22 protein-coding genes and 1 riboswitch are annotated in these 24,536 nt (G+C 74.9%); of the genes, 7 read left to right on the forward strand and 15 right to left on the reverse strand.

Going from position 1 to position 24,536, the window contains the following annotated elements; genetic code table 11:
• Positions 1-110 precede the first annotated feature (110 nt).
• Together ACFYXS_RS19425 and cobN are read right to left on the reverse strand one after the other, a co-directional pair.
• On the reverse strand, positions 111-578 hold the full coding sequence (locus ACFYXS_RS19425) for a DUF4442 domain-containing protein (protein ID WP_389249603.1): 468 nt from the start codon (positions 576-578) through the stop codon (positions 111-113).
• A 75-nt stretch (positions 579-653) separates the two neighbouring features.
• Positions 654-4,256 (reverse strand): cobaltochelatase subunit CobN, encoded by a 3,603-nt coding sequence (gene cobN / locus ACFYXS_RS19430; RefSeq protein WP_389249605.1) that lies wholly within the window; start codon positions 4,254-4,256, stop codon positions 654-656.
• A 52-nt stretch (positions 4,257-4,308) separates the two neighbouring features.
• A riboswitch (cobalamin riboswitch) is annotated at positions 4,309-4,392 on the reverse strand.
• Positions 4,393-4,509: 117 nt separating this feature from the next.
• On the opposite strand from cobN, the gene cobG reads away from it, so the two are divergent.
• The 3 genes from cobG to ACFYXS_RS19445 are packed head-to-tail and all read left to right on the forward strand — an operon-like array spanning position 4,510 to position 7,975.
• A complete protein-coding gene (gene cobG, locus ACFYXS_RS19435) occupies positions 4,510-5,859 on the forward strand; it encodes a precorrin-3B synthase (protein WP_389249607.1) in 1,350 nt (449 codons plus the stop codon).
• Positions 5,856-6,488: a precorrin-8X methylmutase gene (locus ACFYXS_RS19440; RefSeq protein WP_389249609.1), complete on the forward strand. Its 633-nt coding sequence runs from the start codon at positions 5,856-5,858 to the stop codon at positions 6,486-6,488. The genes cobG and ACFYXS_RS19440 overlap by 4 nt, the downstream gene beginning before the upstream one ends.
• Entirely contained in the window at positions 6,485-7,975 is a 1,491-nt protein-coding gene (locus ACFYXS_RS19445) for a precorrin-2 C(20)-methyltransferase (RefSeq protein ID WP_389249611.1), read from the forward strand. The genes ACFYXS_RS19440 and ACFYXS_RS19445 overlap by 4 nt, the downstream gene beginning before the upstream one ends.
• A 13-nt stretch (positions 7,976-7,988) precedes the next feature.
• Here ACFYXS_RS19445 and ACFYXS_RS19450 read toward each other — a convergent pair whose 3' ends face one another.
• The 3 genes from ACFYXS_RS19450 to ACFYXS_RS19460 form a co-directional block, all read right to left on the reverse strand.
• Positions 7,989-8,747, reverse strand: coding sequence for a cobalt-precorrin-6A reductase (locus ACFYXS_RS19450; RefSeq protein ID WP_389249613.1), 759 nt, complete (start codon positions 8,745-8,747; stop codon positions 7,989-7,991).
• 119 nt (positions 8,748-8,866) lie between these two features.
• Positions 8,867-9,286, reverse strand: coding sequence for an organic hydroperoxide resistance protein (locus ACFYXS_RS19455; RefSeq protein WP_389249615.1), 420 nt, complete (start codon positions 9,284-9,286; stop codon positions 8,867-8,869).
• Positions 9,287-9,336: 50 nt separating this feature from the next.
• Complete coding sequence (locus tag ACFYXS_RS19460) at positions 9,337-10,182, reverse strand: alpha/beta fold hydrolase (protein WP_389249617.1); 846 nt, start codon at positions 10,180-10,182, stop codon at positions 9,337-9,339.
• Between the two features lie 189 nt (positions 10,183-10,371).
• Here ACFYXS_RS19460 and ACFYXS_RS19465 point away from each other — a divergent pair, with 189 nt between their 5' ends.
• Complete coding sequence (locus ACFYXS_RS19465) at positions 10,372-10,860, forward strand: MarR family winged helix-turn-helix transcriptional regulator (protein ID WP_389249619.1); 489 nt, start codon at positions 10,372-10,374, stop codon at positions 10,858-10,860.
• 103 nt (positions 10,861-10,963) lie between these two features.
• Here ACFYXS_RS19465 and ACFYXS_RS19470 read toward each other — a convergent pair whose 3' ends face one another.
• From ACFYXS_RS19470 to cbiE, 4 genes are all read right to left on the reverse strand, one after another.
• Positions 10,964-12,070 (reverse strand): CU044_5270 family protein, encoded by a 1,107-nt coding sequence (locus ACFYXS_RS19470; RefSeq protein ID WP_389249621.1) that lies wholly within the window; start codon positions 12,068-12,070, stop codon positions 10,964-10,966.
• A complete protein-coding gene (locus tag ACFYXS_RS19475; protein ID WP_389249623.1) occupies positions 12,067-12,735 on the reverse strand; it encodes an RNA polymerase sigma factor in 669 nt (222 codons plus the stop codon). Before ACFYXS_RS19475 ends, ACFYXS_RS19470 begins: the two co-directional genes overlap by 4 nt.
• A gap of 203 nt (positions 12,736-12,938) precedes the next feature.
• On the reverse strand, positions 12,939-13,709 hold the full coding sequence (gene cobM, locus ACFYXS_RS19480; RefSeq protein ID WP_389249625.1) for a precorrin-4 C(11)-methyltransferase: 771 nt from the start codon (positions 13,707-13,709) through the stop codon (positions 12,939-12,941).
• Complete coding sequence (cbiE, locus tag ACFYXS_RS19485; RefSeq protein WP_389249627.1) at positions 13,706-14,944, reverse strand: precorrin-6y C5,15-methyltransferase (decarboxylating) subunit CbiE; 1,239 nt, start codon at positions 14,942-14,944, stop codon at positions 13,706-13,708. Before cbiE ends, cobM begins: the two co-directional genes overlap by 4 nt.
• A gap of 107 nt (positions 14,945-15,051) precedes the next feature.
• On the opposite strand from cbiE, the gene ACFYXS_RS19490 reads away from it, so the two are divergent.
• The gene (locus ACFYXS_RS19490) at positions 15,052-16,704 is read left to right on the forward strand and encodes a HEAT repeat domain-containing protein (RefSeq protein WP_389249629.1); all 1,653 of its coding nucleotides are present in this window, start codon (positions 15,052-15,054) and stop codon (positions 16,702-16,704) included.
• Between the two features lie 10 nt (positions 16,705-16,714).
• Entirely contained in the window at positions 16,715-17,659 is a 945-nt protein-coding gene (locus ACFYXS_RS19495) for a ribose-phosphate diphosphokinase (protein ID WP_389249631.1), read from the forward strand.
• Here the strand turns inward: ACFYXS_RS19495 and ACFYXS_RS19500 are convergent, their stop codons facing one another.
• The 6 genes from ACFYXS_RS19500 to ACFYXS_RS19525 all read right to left on the reverse strand — a co-directional run bounded on the left by ACFYXS_RS19500 (position 17,660) and on the right by ACFYXS_RS19525 (position 23,934).
• Positions 17,660-17,887, reverse strand: a complete 228-nt coding sequence (locus ACFYXS_RS19500; RefSeq protein ID WP_389249634.1) for a hypothetical protein — start codon at positions 17,885-17,887, stop codon at positions 17,660-17,662. It lies immediately after the preceding gene.
• The gene (locus ACFYXS_RS19505) at positions 17,884-18,267 is read right to left on the reverse strand and encodes a hypothetical protein (RefSeq protein ID WP_389249637.1); all 384 of its coding nucleotides are present in this window, start codon (positions 18,265-18,267) and stop codon (positions 17,884-17,886) included. The genes ACFYXS_RS19500 and ACFYXS_RS19505 overlap by 4 nt, the downstream gene beginning before the upstream one ends.
• A gap of 53 nt (positions 18,268-18,320) precedes the next feature.
• Positions 18,321-19,820, reverse strand: coding sequence for a sensor histidine kinase (locus tag ACFYXS_RS19510; RefSeq protein WP_389249639.1), 1,500 nt, complete (start codon positions 19,818-19,820; stop codon positions 18,321-18,323).
• The gene (locus ACFYXS_RS19515; protein ID WP_389249641.1) at positions 19,817-20,539 is read right to left on the reverse strand and encodes a response regulator transcription factor; all 723 of its coding nucleotides are present in this window, start codon (positions 20,537-20,539) and stop codon (positions 19,817-19,819) included. Before ACFYXS_RS19515 ends, ACFYXS_RS19510 begins: the two co-directional genes overlap by 4 nt.
• Positions 20,540-20,815: 276 nt before the next feature.
• Positions 20,816-22,630 carry an APC family permease gene (locus tag ACFYXS_RS19520; protein ID WP_389249643.1) on the reverse strand — a complete coding sequence of 605 codons (1,815 nt, stop codon included), beginning with the start codon at positions 22,628-22,630 and terminating at the stop codon, positions 20,816-20,818.
• Positions 22,627-23,934 (reverse strand): hypothetical protein, encoded by a 1,308-nt coding sequence (locus tag ACFYXS_RS19525; protein ID WP_389249645.1) that lies wholly within the window; start codon positions 23,932-23,934, stop codon positions 22,627-22,629. Before ACFYXS_RS19525 ends, ACFYXS_RS19520 begins: the two co-directional genes overlap by 4 nt.
• Before the next feature lie 98 nt (positions 23,935-24,032).
• On the opposite strand from ACFYXS_RS19525, the gene ACFYXS_RS19530 reads away from it, so the two are divergent.
• On the forward strand, positions 24,033-24,527 hold the full coding sequence (locus ACFYXS_RS19530; RefSeq protein WP_389249647.1) for a hypothetical protein: 495 nt from the start codon (positions 24,033-24,035) through the stop codon (positions 24,525-24,527).
• Positions 24,528-24,536 lie beyond the last annotated feature (9 nt).

The following is a 24,536-nucleotide window of genomic DNA, read 5'->3' on the forward strand; positions in this document are numbered from 1 at the left end:
GTCCGGTCAGGTTCGGTCACCGTACGAGCGCGAACGGGCGCCGGTAGCACTTTCCCTGTCCTGCCGTCAGATGTTCGCCGGACGTTTCCCCACCGCGTGCGAAGCCCGGCCTACCCGGAGCCGGGCAGCCGGCGCACGCTCCAGTCGAAGCCGCCCCGGCACACCACCCTGCCCGCCGCGTCCCGCACCTCGGCGACCGTGGCGATCCGCGCGCGGTCGCTCTCCCCCGCCAGCAGCGGCCGCAGGGCGGCGCGTTCGTCCGCCCCGAGCGCGCACGTCGCCACGAGCCGTCCCCGGGCCGGGGCCAGGAACTCCATCGTGGCCGCCGCGCCCAGCGGCACGACGCCCTCGAACTGGGCGGGCTCCTCGCACGCCGCGACGAGCGCGGCCAGGCCGGCCGCGTCGAGCAGCGCGACCAGCCCGCTCGCGTGCAGGCTCCCGATGACGTTCCGCAGCGCGTCCGGCGTGTCCAGCGCCACTTCCGCGGCGCCGTCCTCGGCGCGGACCACCTCGATCCCCGCGGTCCGGTTGGCCGGTACGGGTTCCAGCAGCGCCCGTGCGAGCGCGGTGGCGTCCATACCGTCAGCGTGGCAGGGCCGTCCGACGGGGGCGTGACACCCACTCGACCGTCGTGCCACGAATCGGCGTGCGGACTACTCCCCGCCCTCCAGGTCGCCCTCGGTCTCCAGGAACGCCTCGCGCAGGGCCGCGACGACCTCCGGGTCGGGCTCCGCCCACATCCCGCGGGACTCGGCCTCCAGCAGCCGTTCGGCCATGCCGTGCAGGGCCCAGGGGTTGGCCTCCTGGAGGAAGGCGCGGTTCTCCGGGTCCAGGACGTAGGTGCGGGCGAGCTTGTCGTACATCCAGTCGGCGACGACGCCGGTGGTCGCGTCGTAGCCGAAGAGGTAGTCGACGGTGGCGGCCAGTTCGAAGGCGCCCTTGTAGCCGTGCCGCCGCATCGCCTCGATCCAGCGGGGGTTGACGACCCGGGCGCGGAACACCCGGGAGGTCTCCTCCACCAGCGAGCGGGTGCGGACGGTCTCCGGGCGGGTGGAGTCGCCGATGTACGCCTCGGGGGAACGGCCGGTCAGCGCGCGGACGGTGGCGACCATGCCGCCGTGGTACTGGTAGTAGTCGTCGGAGTCGGCGATGTCGTGCTCACGGGTGTCGGTGTTCTTCGCCGCCACCGCGATCCGCCGGTAGGCGGTCTCCATCTCCTCGCGCGCCGGGCGGCCGTCGAGGCCGCGGCCGTAGGCGTAGCCGCCCCAGACGGTGTAGACCTCGGCGAGGTCGGCGTCGCTGCGCCAGTCGCGGCTGTCGATGAGCTGCAGCAGGCCCGCGCCGTAGGTGCCCGGGCGGGAACCGAAGATCCGGGTGGTGGCGCGGCGCTCGTCGCCGTGCGCGGCGAGGTCGGCGCTCGTGTGGGCGCGGACGAAGTTCGCCTCGTCCGGCTCGTCCAGGCCGGCGACCAGGCGCACGGCGTCGTCCAGCAGGCCCACCACATGAGGGAAGGCGTCGCGGAAGAAGCCGCTGATGCGCAGGGTCACGTCGACCCGGGGGCGGCCCAGCTCCCGCACGGGGACCGCCTCGACACCGGTGACCCGGCGGGACGCGTCGTCCCACACCGGGCGCACGCCGAGCAGCGCCAGCGCCTCGGCAATGTCGTCGCCCGCGGTGCGCATGGCGCTGGTCCCCCACAGCGACAGCCCGACCGACTGCGGCCAGGTGCCGTCGTTGTCCTCGCGGTAGCGGGCCAGCAGCGAGTCCGCCAGGGCCTGCCCGGTCTCCCAGGCGAGCCGGCTGGGCACCGCCTTGGGGTCGACGGAGTAGAAGTTGCGGCCGGTCGGCAGCACATTGACCAGGCCGCGCAGGGGGGAGCCGGACGGGCCGGCCGGTACGAACCCGCCGTTCAGGGCGTGCACGACGGCGTCGATCTCGTCCGTCGTACGGGCCAGCCGCGGCACGACCTGCCGGGCCGCGAAGTCCAGTACCCGGGCGACCTCCTCGGACAGGCCCTTGGCGACCTCGGCGACGGCCTCCGGGGCCCACCCGGCGTCCTCCATCGCCTGGACCAGCGCGCGGGCCTGCTCCTCGGCCGCGTCGGCGGTGACCCGCGTGGCAGCCGACTCGTCCAGGCCCAGCGCCTCGCGCAGCCCGGGCAGGGCGGCGGTGCCGCCCCAGATCTGGCGCGCGCGCAGGATCGCCAGGACCAGGTCGACCCGCTCGGCACCCGCCGGTGCCCGGCCGAGTACGTGCAGACCGTCGCGGATCTGGGCGTCCTTGATCTCGCAGAGCCAGCCGTCGACGTGCAGCAGGAAGTCGTCGAACTCGGCGTCGTGCGGCCGGTCGTCCAGGCCGAGGTCGTGGTCGAGCCTGGCCGCCTGGATCAGCGTCCAGATCTGGGCGCGCACGGCGGGCAGCTTGGCCGGGTCCATGGCGGCGATCGCGGCGTGCTCGTCGAGCAGTTGCTCCAGGCGCGCGATGTCACCGTACGATTCGGCGCGGGCCATCGGCGGCACGAGGTGGTCCACGAGGGTGGCGTGGGCGCGGCGCTTGGCCTGGGTGCCCTCGCCGGGGTCGTTGACCAGGAACGGGTAGATCAGCGGAAGGTCGCCGAGGGCGGCGTCGGGGCCGCAGGCGGCGGACAGGGCCGCGTTCTTGCCGGGCAGCCACTCCAGGTTGCCGTGCTTGCCCAGGTGGATCATCGCGTCGGCGCCGAACCCGCCCTCGGACCGGGCGCCGGCGATCCAGCGGTAGGCGGCCAGGTAGTGGTGGGAGGGCGGCAGATCGGGGTCGTGGTAGATCGCGATCGGGTTCTCGCCGAAGCCGCGCGGCGGCTGGATGACGATCAGCAGGTTGCCGCGGCGCAGCGCGGCCAGCACGATGTCGCCCTCCGGGTCGCGGCTGGTGTCCACGAACATCGAGCCGGGCGGCGGGCCCCAGTGCCCGGTGACCGCGTCGCGCAGCTCCGCCGGGAGCGCGTCGAACCAGCGGCGGTAGTCGGCGGCCCGGACGCGCACGGGATTGCGGGCCAACTGCTCCTCGGTCAGCCAGTCCTGGTCGTGGCCGCCCGCCTCGATCAGCGCGCGGATCAGCTCGTCGCCGTCGCCGGAGGACAGTCCCGGTATCTCCTCCGCGGGCCCGAAGTCGTACCCCTCCTCGCGCAGCCGGCGCAGCAGCGCCACCGCGCTGGCCGGGGTGTCCAGGCCCACCGCGTTGCCGATGCGAGAGTGCTTGGTCGGGTACGCGGACAGCACCAGCGCGATGCGGCGCTCCGCGGGCGGGACGTGCCGCAGCCGCGCGTGGCGCACCGCGATGCCGGCGACGCGGGCGGCACGCTCGGGATCGGCCGCGTAGACCGGCAGCCCGTCCTCGTCGACCTCCTTGAAGGAGAACGGGACGGTGATGAGCCGGCCGTCGAACTCGGGCACGGCCACCTGCGTCGCGGCGTCCATCGGGGACAGGCCCTCGTCGCTCTCCTCCCACGTGGCCCGGGAGGAGGTCAGGCACAGTGCCTGGAGTACCGGCACGTCGAGCGAGGTCAGCGCGCCCGCGTCCCACGCCTCCTCGTCCCCGCCCGCGGAGGCCTCGGCGGGGCGGGTGCCGCCCGCGGCCAGCACGGTGGTGACGATCGCGTCCACGCCGGACAGGGCGTCGAGCAGTTCCGGCTCGGGGGCGCGCAGCGAGGCGACGTACAGCGGGAGCGGTCGCCCGCCGGCCTGCTCGATCGCGACGCACAGGGCCTCGACGAAGGCGGTGTTGCCGCTCATGTGGTGGGCCCGGTAGTAGAGGACGGCGACCAGCGGGCCCTCGGTGGCGGCCGCGGCGCGCTCCAGGCGGCCCCAGGACGGGGCGGGGGCCGGGGGCTCGAAGCCGTGGCCGGACAGCAGCACGGTGTCGGACAGGAAGCGGGCCAGCTGGGCGAGGTTGGCGGGGCCGCCGTGCGCGAGGTAGGCGTGCGCCTCGGCGGCCGTGCCGACCGGCACGGTGGACAGCTCCATCAGCTGGGCGTCCGGGGCCTGTTCACCGGTGAGCACGACCACCGGGCGCGGCCCGGCGAGCAGCGCGTCCAGCCCCTCCTCCCAGGCCCGGCGGCCGCCGAGCAGACGCACGACGACCAGGTCGGTGCCGTCGAGGAGCGCGGGCAGCTCGCCCGCGGCGAGCCGGGCCGGGTTGGCGAGCCGGTAGGGGACCGGACCGTCCGCGGCCCGGGCGCTGAGCAGATCGGTGTCGGACGTCGAGAGCAACAGGATCACGTCGGGCGTGCCTTCCTCGGGGTCCGCGCCCCGGGCCGGTGGATGACGGCGGGAGTTCCTGGCTCCCGCGGCCCGGCATTACCCGTGGGCCGCGATGACAGTGGCGGGACCGCACCGGCTTCGCACCGGTTTCCTCCCCTGGCGCCGTCGATGGCGTGGGCGCGGCCTGACGACCGTCCCGCCAGCATCGTAAGGGCTGGTGACGTCGCATGGGCCGTACACCTCCCAGGTGCCCGCGGGTATGCTCGCGGCCATGCCCGCAGCCCCGGACTCCCCCGTGAACGGCGCCCCCGCCGTGCCCGCGGCGGGGCGCGCGGCGCGCGACGACGCGTGCCCGGGAGCACTGCGGCTGCACACCGCCGACGACGGCCCGCTGGCCCGCGTCCGCATACCCGGCGGATTGTTGACGACACGCCAGATACGGGTACCGGCCGACGCCGCCGACGACCTCGGCGACGGCCGCCTCGACCTCACCTCCCGGGGCAATCTGCAACTGCGCGGCCTGCGCGCCCCCGACGCCGCCACCGCCCTCGCCGGCCGGCTCGCCGCCGCCGGACTGCTCCCCTCGTACGCCCACGAACGGGCCCGCAATGTCGTCGCCTCCCCGCTGAGCGGGCTCGACGGCCACGGATACGCCGATGTGAGCCGCTGGGTACGCGAGTTGGACGCCCTGCTGTGCGCGAGCCCCGCGGCGGCCGGGCTGTCGGGACGGTTCCTCTTCGCCCTCGACGACGGCCGCGGCGACGTCGCGGCGCTCGGAGCCGATGTGACGGTGATCGCCCGTCCCGACCGCGCCCGCGCCGAACTCCGCCTCGCCGGCACGCCCGTCGCCCACGTCCCCGTCGCCGACGCCCCCCGCTGGGCGCTGCGCGCCGCCGAGGCCTTCCTCACCCTCGCCGCCGGGCACCCCGCCCGCGCCTGGCGCCTCGCCGACGTCGACCCCACGGGGGCCCGCACCGCGCAGCTCCTGCCGCTCGCGGACGTTCCGCCGCGGGACGGACCGGCCGACCCCTCGCCCGGGCACCGGACCGGGCCGCGGCTCGGGGGCCTGGCCCAGCCCGGCGGCGGGACCTGGGTGCTGTCGGCCGGGGCGCCGCTGGGGCGCGTGACCGCGCGGGCGTGGCGGGTCCTGGCGGAGGTCGCCGGCGCGGCCGCCGGGCAGGTGCGCGTGACGCCGTGGCGCGGCGTGGTCGTACCGGGCGTCCCGGCGGACGAGGCACCCGAAGCGCTGCGACGCCTCGCCGGAGCGGGCTTCCTGACCGGCGAGGACTCGCCGTGGCGCGGGGTCACCGCGTGCGCGGGGCGGCCCGGGTGCGCCAAGTCGCTGGCGGACGTGCGGGCGGACGCCGAGGCCGCGGTGCGCGCCGAGGCCGCCGGTCCCGGACATCCCCTGCTGCCCGTCCACTTCTCCGGCTGCGAACGCAACTGCGGCCGGCCGGACGGCGCACGGGTCGACGTCATGGCCACCGCCGACGGGCACTACCGCGTCACCACGGGCGGCACCGGCGCGCGCGCCGCCACCAGCACGGCCGCCCGGGAGCTGCCCGCGGCCGTCGCCACCGCCCGACGTACGACCCCACCACCACCGAGGACCACGACGTGATCGAGTACGAGAAGGACGGCCCGGAGATCTACCGCCGGTCGTTCGCCATCATCCGCGCCGAGGCGGAACTCGACGCCCTGCCGCCCGACGTCGCGCAGGTCGCCGTCCGCATGATCCACGCGTGCGGCATGACCGACCTCGTCCGCGACCTGGCCTTCAGCCCGTCCGTGGTCGCCGACGCGCGCGCCGCGCTGCGCGCCGGGGCGCCGATCCTCTGCGACGTGCAGATGGTCGCCAGCGGCGTCACCCGCAAACGGCTGCCCGCCGGCAACGACGTGGTCTGCACCCTCTCCGACCCCGCCGTGCCCTCGCTCGCCGCCGAACTCGGCACCACCCGCAGCGCCGCCGCGATGGAACTGTGGCGGGACCGCCTGGACGGCGCCGTCGTCGCCGTCGGCAACGCCCCGACCTCGCTCTTCCGGCTGCTGGAGATGGTCGAGGCGGGCGCACCGCGGCCCGCCGCCGTCATCGGCGTACCGGTCGGATTCGTCGGCGCGGCCGAGTCCAAGGACGCCCTGGCCGCCCACCCCTCCGGCCTGGAGCACCTGATCGTGCGCGGCCGGCGCGGCGGCAGCGCGCTCGCGGCCGCCGCCCTCAACGCCCTTGCCACGGAGGACGAGATCGTATGACCACCGGCCGCCTGTACGGAGTGGGTCTCGGCCCCGGCGACCCCTCCCTGATGACCGTGCGCGCCGTGGACGTCATCCGCTCCGCGGATGTGATCGCGTACCACTGCGCCCGGCACGGCCGCAGCATCGCCCGCTCGATCGCCGCGGCGCACATCCGCCCCGAGCAGATCGAGGAGCGGCTGATGTACCCCGTCACCACCGAGACCACCGACCATCCGGGCGGCTACCGGGGCGCGTTGGACGACTTCTACGCCGACTCCGCGGAACTGCTCGCCGCGCACCTGGACGCGGGGCGCACGGTCGCCGTGCTCGCCGAGGGCGATCCGCTCTTCTACGGCTCGTACATGCACATGCACAAGCGGCTGGCCGACCGCTACCCGGCCGAGGTGATCCCGGGCGTCACGTCCGTGAGCGCCGCTGCCGCCCGGATCGGGCGCCCGCTGGTGGAGGGCGAGGAGGTGCTGACGATCCTGCCCGGCACCCTGCCGGAGGACGAGCTCGCGGCACGGCTCGCCGCCACCGACGCGGCGGCCGTGATGAAGCTCGGCCGCACCTTCCCCGCCGTGCGCCGGGCGCTCGGCACGGCAGGGCGGCTGGCCGACGCGCACTACGTCGAGCGGGCCACGATGGACGCCGAACGCCTGGGGATGCTGGCCGACGTCGACCCGGACTCGGTGCCGTACTTCGCCGTCGCGGTGCTGCCCAGCCGGATCGACGAGCGGCCGGCCGCGCGTCAGGGGGAGGGCGAGGTCGTGGTCGTCGGGCTCGGCCCGGCCGGCCCGATGTGGCTGACCGCGGAGGCGCGCTCCGCGCTCGCCGAGGCGGACGAACTGGTCGGCTACACCACGTACATGGACCGCGTCCCGGTCCGTCCCGGGCAGCTGCGGCACGCCTCGGACAACCGCGTCGAGGCCGAGCGCGCCGAGTTCGCCCTCGACCTCGCGCGGCGCGGGCGGCGGGTGGCCGTCGTGTCGTCCGGCGACCCCGGCGTCTTCGCGATGGCGACGGCCGTGCTGGAGGCCGCCTCCGCCGAGCCGTACCTCGACGTGCCGGTGCGGGTGGTCCCCGGGATCACCGCTGCGCAGTCGGCGGCGGCGCTCGCGGGCGCGCCGCTCGGGCACGACTACGCGGTGGTCTCGCTGTCCGACCGGCTCAAGCCCTGGACGGTGATCGAGGAGCGGCTGCGCGCCACAACCGCGGGCGATCTGGTGCTCGCGCTCTACAACCCGGCGTCCCGCAGCCGCCGGGAGCAGTTGGAGCAGGCCCTGAAGGTGCTGCGGGAGGGCCGCGCGCCCGGCACCCCGGTGGTCGTCGCGCGCGACGTCGGCGGCCCGGAGCAGGCGGTGCGGATCACCACGCTGGAGGACCTGGACCCGGCGACCGTGGACATGCGCTGCGTCCTGCTCGTCGGCTCCTCGCAGACCCGCGCGGTGCGGCGCGGCGACGGCACGACGGTGGTGTGGACGCCCCGGCGCTACCCGGCCTGACCCCCGTCCCGTCTCACCCCCTGGCGCGCAGCCACTCCAGGGCGCCCGCCACGTCCCGGACGGCCGGAACGCCCGGCGGGGCGGGCGGACGGCGCACGATCACCACGGGCAGGCCGAGTTCGCGGGCGACGGCGAGCTTCGGGGCCGTCGCCGCGCCGCCGCTGTCCTTGGTGACCAGCACGTCGACACGGTGGCGGGTCATGAGCTCCCGCTCCCCGTCGTGGGTGAACGGGCCCCGGTCCAGGACGACTTCCATGCGCGGCGGGTGCGGCGGTTCGGGGGCGTCGACGGACCGCACCAGGAACCAGCGTCCGGCGTCCCCGGCGAAGGCCGCCAGGCCGGTACGTCCCGTGGTCAGGAACACCCGCCCGCCGAGCGCGGGCAGCAGCGCGGCCGCCTGCGCCGCCGAGTCCACCGGGTGCCAGCGGTCGCCGGGACCGGCGGTCCAGCCGGGGCGGCGCAGGCCCAGCACGGGAACGCCGGTCGCCGCGGCCGCCGCGGCGGCGTGGGCACTCATCGTTCCGGCGAAGGGGTGGGTCGCGTCGACCAGCACGTCGACGGCGTGCTCCCGCAGCCAGCGCACCAGCCCCTCGGTGCCTCCGAAGCCGCCCGTCCGCACCTCGCCCGGCGGCAGCCGGGGTGCGGCCACCCGGCCCGCGAGCGAGCTCGTCACCCGCCAGCGGCCCGCCGGTTCACCGGCCAGCGCCTCCGCGAGACCGCGGCCCTCCGTGGTGCCGCCGAGGATCAGGACGTGCTGCTGCGTGCCGGTCACTCCGGCAGCCTAGGGGCACAGGGCGGAGCCGTCGTTCGCGTCACGCACTGAGCCGCCCCGTGCCCGGCCGCGACGGGGTGCGCGCGGCGGCCAGGGGGGCGGCTCGGTGTGCGGGGGTCTCAGACGGCGGTGGTGTTGATGGTGACGGGGATGTTGCCGCGGGTGGCCTTGGAGTAGGGGCAGATCTGGTGGGCGGCCTCGGTGAGGGCGGTGGCGGTGTCCTGGTCGACGCCGCCGAGTTCGACGTTGAGTACGGCGGCGAGGCCGAACCCCTCGTCGCCGTGGACCAGGGTGATCTCGGTGTCGACGGCGGTGCTGGTGAGCCTCACCTTGCGCTGGGAGGCGGCCAGGCGCACGGCCCCGAGGAAGCAGGAACCCCAGCCGGCGGCGAAGAGCTGCTCGGGGTTGGTGGCGTCACCTGCGCCGCCCAGCTCCTTCGGCAGCGCGAGGGTGGTGGCCAGGTGGCCGTCGTCGGACTGGACGCGGCCTCCGTTGCGGCCCTCGCCGGTCACGTTCACAACAGCGGTGTAGTCGGCCATGGTGTTGCTCCTTCGGATGCGCGGGGGGCGTGCCGGGCGGTGGCGGCGGGTCAGCGGACGGTGGTGCGGGCGGCCTGCTCGATGACGCGGGTGACGGCGTCCGGGCGGGAGACCGAGACGGCGTGGGAGGCCTTCACCTGCGTGGTGCGGGAGTGGGCGCGCTCGGCCATGAACCGCTGGGCGGCGGCCGGGATGTTGCGGTCCTGGGTCGTCACGAGGTTCCAGGAGGGGATGGTCTTCCAGGCGGCCTCGGTGGCCTTCTCCTCCAGTGCGGACGAGGCGACGGGGCGCTGTGTGGCGGCCATCAGGTCGGTGACCGGGGTGGGCACGTCGGCGGCGAACTGGTCGTGGAACTTGTCGGCCTTGATGTACAGATCGGTGCCGGTGGCGCCGCCGGGAAGCGGGAAGGGCACGGAGTTCAGGGTCGGGCCGAGGGTGCTGCCGGGGTACTTGTTCGACAGTTCGAGCGCGCTCTCGCCCTTGTCGGGGGCGAAGGCGGCTATGTAGACCAGCGCCTTGACGTCCGGGTTGCCGGCCGCGGCCTGGGTGATGACGGCGCCGCCGTAGGAGTGGCCGGCCAGCACGATCGGGCCCTTGACGCTCTTGAGGAAGCTGTTGAGGTAGTCGGCGTCGCTCGCCAGGCCGCGCAGCGGGTCGGCCGGGGCCACCACGGGATAGCCGTCGTGCCGCAGGCGCTCGATCACACCGTTCCAGCTGGACGAGTCCGCGAACGCGCCGTGCACCAGGACCACCGTGGGCTTCTTCTTCGCCGCGTGGTGTCCGGCCGAGGCGTTGGCCGGAGCGGTGACCGTCAGGGACGCGGCAGCCACGGCGGCGACGGCGCCCAGCACGGTGACGGACGTGCGGGTGGGGCGGAAGACGGTCGTGAGCTTCATGGTGGCTCTCCTTCACAAGGGGGTGGAACCCGGTCGGCCGCCGTCCCGGGCGTTCCCGTCCGGGGCGACATCGAGAAACCTAGCGAGCTTTTCTCTCGTGCACAAGTTATTGGTGGGCCAGACACTCGCATCCCATCAAGAGTGCGACAATGGCTCCGAGAGCAGACGACCGAGGAGAGGGGTCCCACCGTGAGTGACGACAGCCGCACGCCCGAGCCGGGCGGCCACGGCGAGCCCGCGCCGCTGCTGGACGACCTCCTGTGCTTCTCGCTGTACGCGGCCTCGCGCGCCGTCACCGGCGCGTACCGGCCGCTGCTCGAACCGCTGGGCCTGACCTATCCCCAGTACCTGGTCCTGGTCGCCCTCGGCGAGCAGGGCACCATGACCGTGAAGGACCTGGTCGCCGCCCTCCAACTCGACTACGGGACCGTCACCCCGCTGATCAAGCGCCTCGAGACGAACCAGCTGCTCAAACGGCAGCGCCGCACCGACGACGAACGCGTCGTCGAGGTAGCCCTCACCCCGGAGGGCACCGCCCTCCACCGGCACATCGCGAGCGTCCCGCCCGCGATCGGCGACGCCATCGGGCTGGCCGCCGAGGAGATCGCCACCGCCCAGGACCTCCTGCGGCGGCTCACGGCCAACGTCCACCGCCACACCGCCGGCACCGGCGGGTGACTCCTCCCGGGCATCCCTGGGAAACGCCGCGTGGCCGCCGTCATGAGACGGCGGCCACGGGGGCGGGGTCGGCGGCGTGCGGGCCGCCGACGGACGCGGAACGTCAGGCCTTCTGCCCAGGGGTCTGCTTCATGCCGTCGACGATCGCGCGGTCGGTGATGGCGTCGGTGTAGAGCACCGTGCCGGGCTTCATCGCCACGCCGTACTCGGAGACCTCCTCGACCTGCACGGTGCGCTCGCCGAGGAAGACATGGGTCTTCTTGTCGAAGATCCACTCCTGCCGCTCGCCGCTGGTCTCGTCCAGCCGGGCCACCGCGACGCCCGTGCGGCCGATCGCGTCCTGGGCGTCGTCCACCACGACGACGCCGGGGATCTTCGCCGCCGTCCTGAACAGCGCCGAGTACAGCTCCGCGGGCGGGTAGCTCTCGCCGAGCAGGTCGCCGATCGTGGTGAACGCCTGCTGGTCGGGGGAGTTGCCGTGCCCCCTCTCCTCCTTGTAGATCATCTTCAGCAGCTCGTCGGGGTCGGTGGGCAGCGTCGTCAGGAAGTCGTACGACGGTCCGTTCAGGGACGCCTTGAACGGGTGCCCCTGCTCGTCGGGCAGGCTCAGCGTCTCGCCCTCGGGGCTCTCGTTGACAGCGGGGTCGATCAGCCAGCCCTTCGTGCCGTCGGCGGAGTGCCAGATCTGGCGCTTGTGCAGCGCGTGGCTGGCCAGGCTGCTCTTGTCGTCGGTCGACTGCACGAAGGTGTCGGCCGACTGGGACTCGATGTAGACGTACTGGCCCGGCTTCATCACCGGACGCGGCTCCGCCGACGCCGCCAGCGAGATCTGGTCGATCAGCTGGTTCAGGCCCTTGGCACTCGCGGGGCTGACCTGCGTGGTCAGCGCCGGCCCGGTGGCCACGTCCGCGAGCTGCGCGCCCGCGCCACCGCTCAGCGCGGTGCCCGCGACGACGGCACCGGCCACGGCGAGGGCGGCCACCGGCAGGGCGATCGCCAGGCGCGGCATGCGGAAGCCGCGGTTCTTCGGCCGGTCGGAGCCGGCGGTCGCCATGTGCTCGCCGCGCCGGCTGTCCTGCTGGATGTGGGCCATCAGACGCTCCTTGTGGAACTGGTGACGGCCCGCCGGAAGATCGCGCCCAGCCTGCGGGAGGAGCGAGGCGCTCTCCTCCCACTCCACCGGACTCTGCCGGGACTGATTCGCTTTCATCGGTTTCCCTCCGATACGGGCCGGATCGCGTTGATACGGTCCCCTCTTGTCTGTCGATCCGGCCGGCCGGGTTCCCGATTTCCCCGGACGAGTTTTTCCGCCGGCCCGCGCGCGTCCCGGGCGGGCGGGGCGGCGAGCTCCGCCTCGGTGAGTTTGCGCAGCTTGGTACGGGCCCGGGAGAGCCGGGAGCGGACCGTGCCGACGGGGATGCCGAGCGCCTCGGCCGCGGCCGTGTACTCCAGCCCCTCCCACAGGCAGAGGGTCAGCACCTCGCGTTCGGGTCTGCGCAGCGCGGCCAGCGCGCGCATGGCGGCGGCGAGACGACTCCGGTCGTCGAGCCGGCCCGCCACCTCGTCCGCGTGGTCGGGCAGGGTCATCTCGACCTCGGCGGCGGCGTTCGCGGCGGCCCGGTAGCGCCGGTTGCTCCGGTAGTGACCGCGCGCGACGTTCGTCGCCACCCCCAGCAGCCACGGCCGCAGGGAGCCGCCCTCGCCGTCCACCCGGTCACGCAACCGCCAGACCTCCATGAAGGTCTCGGCCATCACGTCCTCGGCCGCCGACCAGTCGGCGGTGAGGCGGAAGGCGTGGTTGTACACCGCGCGCGCGTAGCTGTCGTACAACTCGGCGAACGCGCTCGGATCCCCGGCCCGTATCCGGGTACGCATGTCAGTGCTCACCTCTGCTGACTGTCGCTTCGGGCACCCCGGGTTCCCGTGATCCACGTCACATGATGGAACACAGGGGGCCGTGACGGCCTTTGGCCGGTTCGCGTGGCCGGCCCGGAGGGCCTACGGCGTGGCGCACCGAGGCAGCCCGGCCGCCTCACCCGCCTGCTGCCGACAACCCGTCGCGGCAGGGAACATGACCCTCAGGAGGGGGCGTCGCAGTCCGTCGCGTGCCGGTGGACGCGCTCCGCCGAGTACAGGTGGCTGTCGCGGAACTGCTGCGCGCCCAGGGTGCGCCCGACGATGATCACCGCGGTACGGACGACCCCGGCCTCCTTCACCCGCTCCGCGATGTCGCCCAGCGTCCCGCGCAGCACCAGCTCGTCGGGGCGCGAGGCCATCGCCACGACCGCCGCCGGGCAGTCGGCGCCGTAGTTCGGGGTGAGTTCGGCCACCACCCGGTCGACGTGGCGGGCAGCCAGGTGCAGCACGATCAGCGCGCCGCTGCGGCCGAGCGTCGCCAGGTCCTCGCCCTCCGGCATGGGCGTGGCCTGCTGGGCGATCCGCGTGAGGATCACCGTCTGGCCGACGGTCGGCACCGTCAGCTCCCGCTTGAGCGCGGCGGCCGCCGCCGCGAACGCGGGCACACCGGGGACGACTTCGTAGGGGATGCCGGCCGCGTCCAGGCGGCGCATCTGCTCGGCGACGGCGCTGAAGACCGAGGGGTCGCCGGAGTGCAGGCGGGCCACGTCGTGGCCCTGCTCGTGGGCGCGGACGAACTCCTCGGTGATCTGGTCGAGGGTGAGCTGCGCGGTGTCCACCAGCCGGGCGTCCGGCGGGCAGTCGGCGAGCAGTTCGGCGGGCACGAGGCTGCCCGCATACAGGCAGACCTTGCTGCGGGCCAGCACGCGCAGCCCGCGCAGGGTGATGAGGTCGGCGGCGCCTGGCCCGGCACCGATGAAGTGGACGGTCATGACTGCTGCTCCCCTGCCGGTTTGACGGCTGACCACTGGGTGACGGGCATGGCCTGCCGCCAGCCCGTGAAGCCGCCGACCGGCACGGCGTGGGCGACGGCGAGGCGGACGAGGTCGCCGCCGTGCCGGGTGTACCACCGCGCGAGCAGGGCCTCGGACTCCAGCGTGACGGTGTTGGCGACCAGCCTGCCGCCCGGCCGCAGGGCCGCCCAGCAGGCCTCCAGCAGACCGGGGGCGGTGAGTCCCCCGCCGACGAAAACGGCGTCCGGCACCGGCAGTCCCGCCAGCGCCTCCGGTGCGCGGCCGGTCACCACGCGCAGCGCGGGCACGCCGAGCGCGGCGGCGTTGCGGGTGATGCGCTCCGCGCGGACCGCGTCGCGCTCCACCGTGACCGCCCGGCAGGAGCGGTGGGCCCGCATCCACTCGACGGCGACCGAGCCCGAGCCGCCGCCGACGTCCCACAGCAGCTCGCCGGGCGCGGGCGCGAGCGCAGCGAGGGTGGCCGCCCGTATATGACGCTTCGTCAACTGACCGTCGTGCTCGTACGCGTCGTCCGGCAGGCCGGGTACGAGGCCGAGCCGCCGCCTGCCCGGGTCGGCGGCGCACTCGACGGCGACGATGTTCAGCGGATCGCCGGGGGCGTGCGGCCACGCGGCGGCGGTGCCCTCCAGGACGCGTTCGCGGTCCGAGCCCAACTGCTCCAGCACCCGCATGCGGCTGCCGGCGAAGCCGCGTTCCCGCAGCAGGGCGGCGACCTCGGCGGGTGTCCCGGCCCCCGCGCTGAGCGCCAGCACCCGCCGCCCGTCGTGGAGGGCCGCCGACAGCGCCGCGAGCGGGCGGCCGACCAGGCTCACGACCTCGGTGTCCTCCGCCGCCCAGCCCAGCCGGGCGCACGCGTACGCCACCGACGACGGATGCGGCAGCACGTCGAGCCGGCCGGCCCCCAGCACCTCGGTGAGCGTGCGCCCGATCCCGTGGAACATCGGGTCGCCACTGGCCAGCACCGCGATCCGGCGCCCCGGGTGCGCGGCCATCAGCCCCGGCACGGCCGGCCGCAGCGGCGACGGCCACGCGACCCGCTCACCCACGACCTCCGGTGGCAGCAGCCCGAGTTGACGCGGGCCGCCGATCACGACCTCGGCCGCGACGAGCACCGCCCGCGACGCGGCGGGCAGCCCCTCCCAGCCATCGGCCCCGACCCCGACGACGGCCACGCGAGCGGACGCGTCGTCCATCACGGGGCACCTCGCAAGTCGGCGGATTCGGGCGGGCACAGCAGCCGCAGCCTACGCGAAACCCCAGGTGACCCCCGGGCCGGGGCGTCGCGGACGCCGAACTGCCCATGACCCGCGAGGAACACGCCCACCCCGGCGCATGGACCGAACTGTCCTCCGCCGCCGTGGTCCACGGAATCCGGGTGACGACGGCACCCCCCTCCCGCGATGCTGTGCCGGTGATGACATGGGCGCAGGCGCGTGACCTCGCGGCGGAGCTGATTCCGGCCGCGACCGGCGACGACCCCGACGCCCGGGCGGTCGCGGTACGGCGGCTCGAACAACTCGACGGCAGGTCGTGGCTCCTGCTGGACGAGGCCGCCCGCCCCGCCGGCCACGCCACCGCTCGCTTTCCCCTGAACCCGGCGGCCGGATGGCCCACGGACGTGGTCACCAGCTGGCACGGCGACGGGCACCTGCGGCAGCGGGCGACCCGGATGCTCGCCGGGCACGAGGGGCGGGTGGCCGTCTCCGCCCTCGCCGTGCGGTTGCTCGACCACGTCCCCCAGGTGCGCGAGGAGGCATGGCGCGCACTCCTTCCCCGGCTCGACGCGCACCACGCGGACGCCGTGCTCGACGTCCTGCTGGCCGGCCGCGAGCGCCGCCGTGCGCCGGCTGCCGTCGACCGGGTGCGCGACACTCTCCTCGACCGGCACCCGGCCTCGGAGCTGGTGTCGTCCCTCCTGCGCAGCGATCGGCCCGGCGTGCGGCGATGGGCGTTCGCCTTCGGCCACGAACGCGGGCTGCTCACCGCGGAGCAGCTGCTGACCGCCGTACACCGGGACCAGGACCAATGGATCCGTGCCACCTGCGCCGAATGGCTCGTGGAGGTCACGCAGCCCGCGGGGCTGCGGCCACTCCTGACCGCGAAGAGTGTCGTGGCGCGCCTCGTGGCGCTCACCCGCGTCCCCGACGAGGCCCTCGCCGACGACGACCTCGTACGGGCACTGGCCGACCGGTCGCCCGCCGTACGCGAGCAGGCGCAGTGGCGCGCACGCCGCCGGGGCATCGACGCGGCGGACCGGTACCGCGACCGGCTCCGCACGCCCGCCCCACCGGTCCACGCTCTGGCCGGGTGCCTCCACGGACTTGTCGAGGTGGGCGGCAGCGCGGACCTCCCGGTGTTCACCGCGTGCCTGGGCCACCCAAGCGCCCGAGTCCGTGCGGCCGCGGTGACCGGAGTCGGCACGTTCGCGGCACGGGGCGAGGCCCTTGCCCTCCTCGAGCCGATGCTGCTCGACCCCAGTCCCCGCGTGGGCACCACCGCGGCGACGACCCTCGTACGACTGGGCGCGCCCCGGGCGGCAACGGACGCCGCCTGGGTGTCCGCCCAGCCCTGGAGCAGGCGCGCCGCGTGGCGGGTCGACCGCGGCCGCGGCAGTTGGGACCGCGTCGAAGCCGACCTCCGGGCCGCGGACGACGACGATCCCCGGCTGGCGGCCCTTGGCCTGGTGGGCATCCGCAACTGGCTCGTCACCAAATCGGCCACCACATGGGCGAACCTGCCGGACACCCAACGGCGACGGATCCAGCAAGCAGTCGCGGCAGTCGCCCTCGACGACACCACGCGCCGGACTCTGGCCTTCCACGTCGGCATCGACCGCCCCCCGCCTCCGGCCCCCGTGCGTCGTGACGGCCCCGCTCCGGTGGCGGCGCCGAGCCGTCCGGCGCGTCGATGGCCGCGGCTGCTCCGGCGCCGGCCGGGGAAGGGCCGCCCGTAGGATGCGCAGCGTGCGCGACATCGCGGTTTTCAGCGGCAGTGCCCATCCCCACCTCGCGGCCGAGCTCTGCGCCCACCTGGGGGTGAAACTCAGCCCGGCGCGGGTCAGCCGGTTCGCCAACGACTGTCTGGAAGTGCAGTTGCAGGCCAACTGCCGGGAGCGGGACGTCTTTCTGATCCAGCCGCTGGTGGCGCCCGTGCAGGAGCACCTGGTGGAGCTGCTGCTGATGTGCGACGCGGCGCGGGGCGCGTCGGCGGGCCGGATCACCGTCGTGATGCCGCACTACGCGTACGCGCGCTCCGACAAGAAGGACGCCCCCCGCATCTCCATCGGGGGGCGTCTGGTCGCCGACCTGCTGGTCGCGGCCGGCGCGAGCCGCGTGCTCACCATGACGCTGCACTCCCCGCAGGTGCACGGCTTCTTCAGCGTCCCGGTCGACCACCTGCACGCGCTGCGCGAACTGGCGGCGCACTTCCGCGGCCACGACCTGTCCCGCGCCACGGTCGTCTCCCCTGACCTGGGCAACGCCAAGGAGGCCGCCGCCTTCGCCCGGATGCTGGGGGTGCCGGTCGCGGCGGGGGCCAAGCAGCGGTTCGCCGACGACCGGGTCAGCATCAGTTCCGTGATCGGCGAGGTCGCCGGGCGGGACGTGATCGTCCTGGACGACGAGATCGCCAAGGGCAGCACCGTCCTGGAACTGCTGGAGCGGCTGCGGGAACTGGGCGCCCGCACGGTCCGCGTCGCCTGCACGCACGGCCTGTTCGCCGCGGGTGCCCTCAAGCGCCTGTCGGAGCGGCCGGAGGTGCTGGAGATCGTGTGCACCGACACCGTGCCCGTCCCGGAGGCGCAGCGCACGGACAAACTGACGGTGCTGTCCGTGGCGCCCGCGCTGGCCGAGGCCGTGCGCCGGATCCACGACGGCGCATCGGTGAGCGCCCTGTTCGACCCGGTCTGATCAGCCGTCCCCGCGGGCCGCGTCGGAGTCCGCCTGGGAGGCGGCGCTCTCGGCGTCGTTCACGATCCGGGTGAGGTCGGAGGGGACCGGGGCGACGGAGGCGGGGCCGCCGGACGGGGCGGGCGCGGCGCTGTCGGACGGCCCGCAGGCGGTCAGCAGGGCGGCGCAGGCCGCGGCGGCGACCGCCAGGACGGCGGCGCGCCGGCGGGTCACGGGGCGGCCGGTCACGAGGCGGCGCCGTCGTTGTGGTCGGCGCACCAGTCCTGGACCTTGCCGAGGTCCGTCTTCCGCTGCTGCAGCGTCGGCACCAGGGAGGTGCGGAAGGTCAGCCGGTCGTTGAGGTAGGTCTCGATCTCCGTGTGGCCGGCCGCCTTGGCGTTGTCCACCCGCTGCTGCAGCCGCTTGATCGAACCGCGCTGCGTCACGGGTCCGTCGAGGCGCTTCAGCGCACGGTCGATACGGGTGTCGATCCGGTCGGCGCGCTTGCACAGGGCCTTGGCGCCGTCGCCCTTCGGGCCCGGCGCGGCGGTGGCGGCGCCCGCGGGGGCGGCGAGTCCCAGTACGGTGACGACGGTGGCCAGGGCCACGGCGGTGGTACGGCGTCGCATGACGTCCTCCTTCGGGTCGCGAGGGACGCGGAGCACGCCCCTCGCGCCGGACGTTAGGGAGCGTCTTTGTGGAAACCCTGTGGCTCCTGCCGCCGTTGCGCCGACAGCCAGTCGCGGCGCAGCAGCGGCAGCGTCGGCTCGCCACCGCGCACGCCGCTCAGCGGCAGCCGTATCTCGAAGCGCGCCCCCTGCCCGCCGCCCGGGCGGTCCCCGATCACGACGGTGCCGCGGTGCAGGGCGATCTGCTGGGCGACCAGGGTGAGTCCGAGCCCCGAGCCGGGGCTGCCGGGGCGGTGGTGGAAGCGTTCGAAGACCGCGGCGCGGGCCTCGGGCGCGACGCCGGGACCGTGGTCGTCGACGGTGAGGACGACGGCCGGCGTCCGCCCGTCGCCGCTGCGCCGCAGGACGACCTCGACAGCGGGCGGTCCGCTCGCGGGGCGGCCGTGGACGAGCGCGTTGGTCAGCAGGTTGTCGGTCATGGAGCGCAGCCCCTGCTCCCAGCCGTGCACGAGCAGCCCCGGCGCGGTGCTGACGGTCACCCGGGCGTCGGGGTGACGGCGGCGCAGGTCGGCGACCGCGGCGTCCACGAGTTCGCCCGCGTCGACCGGGACGAAGGTGTCCTCCTCGACCAGGTCGCCCTGGGCCAGGGCGCGCAGCATCACCAGCAGGCCGAGCACCCGGGCGTGTTCGGCGCGCAGGTCGTCCAGTACCTCGGCGCGGTCGCCTGCGGGCAGATCGGGGTACCGGGTCAGGATGTCGAGATTGGTGCCGATGCTCATCAGCGGGTTGCGCAGCTCGTGGGAGGCGGTGGCCGCGAACGAGCGGGCGGTGGCGAGGGCTTCGCCGGTCCGGGCGGCCTGCTCGTCGTAGCGGGACAGCACCGTCTGCAAGGTGCGCGCCAGGTCGTCGACCTCGGCGAGCCGGGTCGGGGTGTGCTCCAGGCGGACCGCGCTGATCCGCGGGTCCAGGCCGCCCGCGCGCTGCTGGAGGCGGCGCAGCGGTCGTACGGCCCGGCCGGCCGCGGCCCAGGCCAGCAGCCCGGACAGGGGCGCGGCGAGCAGGGCCACGGTCAGCACGCGCAGGCGCACCCGCCGCAGCTGCGCTTCGGTCGCCGCGTCCGGCGAGAAGATCCACAGCGTGCCCTTGGCCCCCTTGCGCGAGCCGGCGACCGGCTGCGACAGCACGCGCCAGCGGACGCCGCCGGCGCCGACCGTGACGGGGCGGGGCGCGGTGGCGGGCAGCGCCACCGACGCGGCGGGCAGCGGACCGCCCTCGACGGTGCCGTCCGGGCCGACGAGCCGGATGCCCACGTCGAGGGCCGAGGCGAACAGCCTCTTGTTGCGGGCCTGTTCCGCCGCCGGGCGGTCGGCCGCGGTGACCCGCAGCAGCGCCTTGGCGTCCGGGGCGACCGCCGCGGCCCGCTCCCGCAGGTGCGCGTCCTGCTGGGCGTGCAGGTCCGCCGCGACCAGCCGGATCAGCAGCGCGCCGGAGGCCAGGACGAGCAGCGGCACCACGGCCACCACGGCGAGCGCGACCCGCGTCGACAGCCTCATGACCCGCCGCCTTCGCGGCCTTCGCGATCGTCGCGCAGGACGAAACCGACGCCCCGCACCGTGTGGAGGACCCGGGGGCGGCCGCCGGCCTCCAGCTTGCGCCGCAGGTAGCTGACGAAGGTGTCGACGGCGTCGGTGCGCACGTCGAAGTCGTAGCCCCAGACCCGGTCCAGCAGCTGGTCGCGGGTCATCACCAATCCCGCGTTGCGGGCCAGGACCTCCAGCAGCTCGAACTCCCGCCGGGTGAGCGCCAGCGGCTCCCCGTCCAGGCGCGCCTGCCGCGTCGCCGGGTCGACGAGCAGGCCGCCCGCCCGCACCAGGTCGGAGGGCGCGGGCGGGCGGCGGCGCAGCAGGGCGTGCAGCCGCAGCACCAGCTCCTCGAGGGCGAAGGGCTTGACGAGGTAGTCGTCGCCGCCCGCCTGGAGCCCGGCGACCCGGTCGGCCAGCTCGTCGAGGGCGGAGAGCATCAGCACCGGAACGTCGTTGCGCTCCGCCCGAAGGGTCCGGCAGACCTCGATCCCGCTGAGGTCCGGCATGGAGATGTCGAGGACGACCACGTCCGGCGCGCCCTCGCGGACGGCGCCGAGCGCGGCGTGCCCGCCGTCGGCCAGGGCCACCGAGAAGCCGCCCAGCCGCAGGCCCCGCTCCAGTGACCTGCGTATGGCGGCGTCGTCGTCGGCGACCAGCACGCGGCCGCCGGTGTGCGCATCGGTTCTCACGGCGGTGATGGTAGGCGCACCGCCCCGGCGGGAACGCGGCGCCCGCCCGCGGGCCCGGTGCGGCGTCGGGCGTCCCCGACAGGTCGTCGCGCCAGGAGGGCGTGCCGTCGCGTCCGCCGGTCGGCGACCGGCGAAGACGCCCGCGTTGCGGACGGTGGCCTGCGACGAGGTCACCGGATCCGCCTGCGCGGCCCCCGACGCGTCCACCGGCGCGGTCCGCAGCAGCGGCGGCGCCGCGCCGAAGGCGCGCTCCTGGCCGCGGTCGGCCCGCCGCCGTCAGATGTCGAGCCGGTACGGCACCAGGCAGACCACCACGTCGGTGCGGGCCCGCAGGATGGTGGCGAGCAGGATGCCGCGCTGGTTCTGCAGGATGCGGTAGCGGCGGTGCCGGGGTTCGACCTCCGGGATGAGCACGGCGATCTGCCGCCCGCCGGCGGCGGCGCGTTTGACGTAGGAGAGGATCGGCTGCACCAGTGAGCGGTGCGGGCTCTCGATGACGTCCAGGCGTACCCCGGGGTGCCAGCGCTCCCAGGTCTCCGTCAGACGGTGGGTCTTCTCCGGGTCGCAGTGGACGGCGACGACCACCACCTCGTCGCCGAGCGCCATGGCCGCGGTCAGGGCGTGCTGGGCCAGCCGGCTCACCTCGCCGAGGGGCACGATGACCAGGCTGTTCGTGCGCCGCGGTGGATCGGGGACGACCCCGGGCCGGAGCTCCTCGCGGACCCGTGCGTAATAGCGCTCGATCCGGGCGAACAGCAGCATCAGCAGCGGCACCGCGATGACGACCACCCAGGCGCCCTCCAGGAACTTGCTGGTCAGCAGGATCACTCCGGCGAGCGCGGTCAGCACCGCGCCGAGGCCGTTGAGCAGCGCCCTGGGCAGCCATCCGCGCGGCCTTGCCCCGGCCCAGTGCCGCACCAGGCCGGTCTGGCTGACGGTGAAGCCGATGAACACCCCGATCGCGTACAGCGGGATGAGCCGCTGGGTGTTGGCGTCCACGACGATCAGCAGCAGCGCCGCCACCAGCCCGAGGGCCACCACCCCGTAGCGGTAGACCGGCCGTTCGGCGCGCAGCCCGAAGACGTGCGGCAGCCGGTCGTCGCGGGCCAGCAGGCTCATCAGCACGGGCAGCCCGCCGAAGCTGGTGTTCGCGGCCAGGCCCAGGACGAACGTCACGATCAGGTTCGACGCGTAGTACGGCCAGCCGTCGCCGAAGGAACCGGCGGTGAGCTGCGCCAGGATCGTCACCCCGCCGCGCGGCGCCACCTCGTCGCGCCGGATCAGGAAGCCCAGGCCGATCAGCATCAGCGCCAGCAGCGCGCCGAGCATCAGCTCGGTCCGCTGGGCGCGCCGGACCTTGGGCGGCCGGAAGGCCGGTACCGCGTTGGCGATGGCCTCCACGCCGGTGAGCGCGGAGCAGCCGGAGGAGAAGGCCTTCAGGAGCAGCAGCAGGCTGAGCGCCTCGGTGGCGGGCACAGGCTGCGCGGTGCCGACGACCGCCACCGGATGGGAGCGCAGCAGGCCGACGACCACGACCGCGCCGATGCTGAGGACGAACAGCCCCGCGGGCAGCATCAGCACCCGCGCGCTGTCCGCGACGCCCCGCAGGTTCACCAGGGTGATCAGGCCGAGGCCGCCGAGGCAGATCTCCAGCAGATACGGCGTCAGGGACGGGAAGGCGGAGGCGAGGCTCGCCGCGCCGGCCGCCAGGCTGACGGCGACGGTGAGCACGTAGTCCACGACCAGGCTGGCCGCCGCCAGCAGGCTCACCGGCACGCCGAGGTCCTTCTTGGCCACCGCGTAGGACCCGCCGCCGTCCGGGTGGACGGCGATGACCTGCCCGTAGGAGATCACCAGCACGACCAGCAGCGCGGCGATGACCAGCATGACCGGCAGCGTCGCGGACAGCGCCGCCGTCCCGGCCGCGACGAGGACGACGACGATGGACTCCGGGCCGTACGCCACCGAGCTGAGCGCGTCCAGCGACAGCGCCGCCAGTCCCTGGAGACTGGTCAGCCGCGACTTGTCGCCCTCGCCGTGCAGCAGCGGGACCTTGGGCCGTACCTGACGGCGCGCCAGTCCGAACGTCATGTCCGCACCGGCCGGGCCAGGAACTCCACGGCCGCGAGGACGAGGACGACGGCCAGTGCCAGCCCGACGACCACCCAGCCCGTCGGGTACGACCAGAAGGCCAGCACGAGGCCCGCCGCCGCGACCACGATCCAGGCGACCAGGACCTTGTGCCGGTCCAGCCACGGGCCGACGGGTCCGGTCCGCATCCCCGCCCCCCCCGCGGCGTCCCCGGCCGCGCCGAGCACGGACTCCCACACCCCGCGCACCCGGACGGCGTACCGCCCCGGGCCGCTGAGCCACGCCCCGAGCGCCACGACGAGGCCGAGCACGATCACCGCGCGGACCGTGGCGCGCAGGAAGCGGATCAGGGTGTCGTAGACGGTCGCGGCCGCGGGCTGGGACACGCTCGCGGGCAGCGCGTCCAGATAGATCGTCCGGAACACGGTCAGGGCCAGGCCGAGTACGAGAGCGGCCCCGGCGAAACCGAGCGCCGCCGCGACCAGGGACCGGCGGCGGCGCACGGCGAGCAGCACACCCACCGCCGCCAGCACGACCGCGAGGATCGGCAGCCAGAAGCCGACGAGTTGGAGCAGCCGGAAACCGGTCCTGATCTTCCCGACCTTCTCGGAGCGGACCACGGTGAAGTCGGTGTGGATCTGCGGGATCTTCCCGGCGACGGTGAGGCCCGCGTCGACCAGCCGCTGTTTGACCTGGTCGATGACGGGGGCCAGATCGATGGCGACGGTGTCGTTGGTCAGCCGCACCGCGCCGCCGCCCTCGCCGGTGAGCGCCTTGTCGACGGTGGCGTGGATGCGGCGGTTGGCCTCCACCCACACCGTCCGGAAGGCCTCGCTGCGCACCACCCGTTCGGCCGTGGTGTGCACCAGGCTCTGCAGGCCGCTGGTCAGGGGGCCGGACAGCCGGTTCAGGAGGGTGTCCAGCCGGGGGCGGTCGGCGGGGGCGACCTCGTCCAGCAGGGACTTGAGGTCGACGTGCTGCATGACGGCGCCGGTGATGCGCTCGGCGGCGGCGTCCTGGACGTCGCGGTCGGAGGCGAGCGGCGCCACGGTGGCGACGTAGCGGTCGGTGTCGCCGATCTGGGAGTTCACCCAGACGGCCAGCGCGCTGAGCGGTACGAGGACGCACGCGAGGACGATCAGCAGCGCGGAGAAGAAGGCCCTGACGGGGTGGTGGTGACGGCGCCCGCCGGTCGCCGGCCCGGCGTCCCTGACCTGTGCCTCGCGTGCCTCACGTGCCTCCAGCGCGGCCAGCCGGGCGCGCAGCTCGGCGAGGTCGCCGCCCTCGGGGCCCGTGCCCGCCATGTCACCGCCGCCTCTCCCTGACCACGCGACAGGGTCATTTAATCCGTATTGTGCGTGATGTGCCATATGAGGCGTCAGAAGCGGTACGGAGGACGGCGATGACAACGGTGAACCGGTGGCGCGCGGCGAGCGCGACGTACGCAGCGGCCGTACTGGCCGTCATGGCGGGTGCCCTGAGCGGCTGCTCGGACGGGGCCGGGACCCCTTCCGTCGACGGGTCCCGGGCCGCCTCCGCCGCGTCCTCGCTGGCCGCCCGCGGCGGCGAGGCCCTGGCATCGGCGACCGCCGCGGCGGCGTCGGAACTGGCCCGCATCAAGGGCGGCGTCAACGCCAAGGCGGACGTGCGTCTCGGCACCGTCGCCACGTCCCAGGGCAAAGCGACCGTCCCCGTCACCGCCACCAACAACGGCGCGAAGCCCGCCGACTACACCGTCCAGGTCTCCTTCCGCGACTCCGGCGGCAACCTCCTCGACGCGGTCGTCGTCACCGTCCCCGACGTCCCCGCCCACGGCACCGGCCGGGCCACCGCCCGCAGCCACCGCGACCTCAGCGGCACCGTCGAGGCCACGCTCGACACCGCCCTCCGCCACTGAGTCTCCCGC

This window comes from Streptomyces sp. NPDC002574, from assembly GCF_042889545.1.
Taxonomy (GTDB): domain Bacteria; phylum Actinomycetota; class Actinomycetes; order Streptomycetales; family Streptomycetaceae; genus Actinacidiphila.